1 protein-coding gene and 1 pseudogene are annotated in these 2074 nt (G+C 62.6%); one reads left to right on the top strand and one right to left on the bottom strand.

The annotated features are described in order from the left end of the window. Positions 1-630 (bottom strand): annotated as a pseudogene (locus tag AC1D1X_RS21585) (hybrid sensor histidine kinase/response regulator); the annotation flags it as partial. Positions 631-1023: 393 nt separating this feature from the next. Between AC1D1X_RS21585 and AC1D1X_RS21580 the strand changes: the two are divergent. Further along, a partial coding sequence (locus AC1D1X_RS21580; RefSeq protein ID WP_477699140.1) for an SUMF1/EgtB/PvdO family nonheme iron enzyme occupies positions 1024-2074 on the top strand: 1051 nt, incomplete at its 3' end.

Here is a 2074-nt window from a genome sequence, read left to right as displayed (position 1 = left end):
GCTGAGGCTCTGTGCGGCTTCTGCATCGCCTGTACGGATGAGGGTCAGCATCAGCCGGTCCAGCAGCTGCCTGGATTCCCCGCCGTACGCCCTGGCATCGACGGTGATATTAAGGACCGGCTCTATCCAGCGCCATTGGAACACCCAGAGATCCGCCGGATGGACGCGGTCGGCGCCAACCAGGCCCTGGATGTCGCGGTACTGGGGAAAAAGCGACACCGCAGACACCGGTTTGCCGGCCAGCACGTCTTCGAGGTAATGCGCCAGGGAAAAACCGGCCAGCTCGATTTTGGTCGCAGCGTCCTGCGTGCATTGCCCCGGTGTCTGGATGAACTTTTGCACCGCCGTTTCCATGGCCCGCAGGACCAGCGCAGGCGCGCTCATGCCGACCATCTCGAGCGCGCCGACCGCCTGGTGCAACTGCTGGCGGGCAGTGCGTAACTGGCCGGCATCGAGTGCTGCAAGATCGGAGTTGCTGACGCCTTCAGCCTCCCGCAAAAAGCGTTTCAGGGCTTTGTTGGAGCCTTCCAGCGACTTGCGCAGTTCTTCCAGCACCCACGCCAGGGGCCCGAGGTCCAGGAGCGTCATGTCGAGCTCGGCGGGCGATGAGTTCAGATCGTGTGGTTGCATAAGTGGCGTGCTGGTGAGTGAGTCAAGGGGCGGGGTCAAGGGGCAGTCGATGCGTCCTCCAGACACCTGCAGGCATTCTCAAGATACGGGGCGACTGGCGGGAGTCTATCCGTGTACTTGTTGTTACAAAAGGGGGTAAGTCGCCGTGGCGCGACACCTTGCCATCAATATTTCGTCGGGTTGGCAGGCCCCCTTGTTTGTCCTCGAGCCCAGTATGCAACCTAAACACTTATGCGCGCCAGCCGGTCGTCCGTCTGCTATTCTGGCCTCAATCGGCGCGCGGCTTTGATGGTGTCTTGTTTGTGTCCATTCGTGTCGGTGCTTGCCAGACTTTGTGCGGGTTCAAGACGCTACACCTTTTCATTACTCCCGCCAGCAATCATTTTTTTCGCGATGGACCGCCAGATCGATTCGCCCCTCATGCGCAGCGCCGGCCGTGACGTCCTGTCGCTGGCGCTGATGGATGCCCGCAATCACACCTTGCGGATTTTTGGCCAGTACCAGCAGGCGCTGGAATCCGTTGGTTTTGCCGTGCCGGCCTCCCCGCCGCTGAGCCCCCCGCTGTGGATGCTCGGCCACGTCGGCTGGTTCCAGGAATGGTGGATCGGCCGCAATGTGCAGCGCGCGCAGGGAATACGCTGCGCACCGGGGCACACCCGCCTCGCTTCGATGGAACTCAACGCCGACCGCTGGTGGGACCCTGCGAGTGTTCCGTACAGCCAGCGCTGGGCGATTGACCTGCCCGATGTGGACGTTTGCCGTGCCTATCTGCTCGACACGCTGGAAAGCACACTGGAACTGCTGGGAAAAGCCGGTGAAGACAGCGATGCACTCTACTTCTACCGCCTGTGCCTCTTTTATGAGGACATGCAGGCCGAAGCCTTGACCCACGCAGCGCAAATGCTGGGTGTGCCCATGGAAAAGGATTTATTGCAAGCCTTCACGCCCCCGTCCATGGCACTGAGGGGCGCGCTGCTGGTCCCGGCTACCGTCTGGAAAATGGGCTCTGCCGCACCATCGGACACTGCAGGCTTTGCCTTCGACAACGAACTGGCGCTGCACGACATCAGCGTGCCCGAGTTTGAGATCGACGCGCAGCCGGTGAGCTGGGCGCAGTTCGTGGAGTTTGTCGATGACGGCGGCTATGACCGGCCCGAGTTCTGGCAGCCCGAGGGATGGGCGTGGTTGCAGGCCACCGTCAAAAGCGAGGGCAGGCGCGGTCCGCGTTACGTTGAACAGATCGGTGTGGCCAGCGGCGCCGTGATGCTGACGCGCTTTGGCAAGGCCATGCGTATGCTCGGCAACCAGCCGGCCATGCATATGAGCTGGTGGGAAGCTGACGCCTGGTGCCGCTGGGCTGGCCGCCGCCTGCCCGCAGAAGTGGAATGGGAAACCGCTGCGTGCACGGCCGCCCGCAGGGGCTTTCGCTGGGGTGACGTGTGGG

This window comes from Polaromonas sp. P1_G4, from assembly GCF_056405475.1.
The sequence above is the reverse complement of the archived record's forward strand: the minus strand, read 5'-3'. Positions and strand labels throughout refer to the sequence as shown.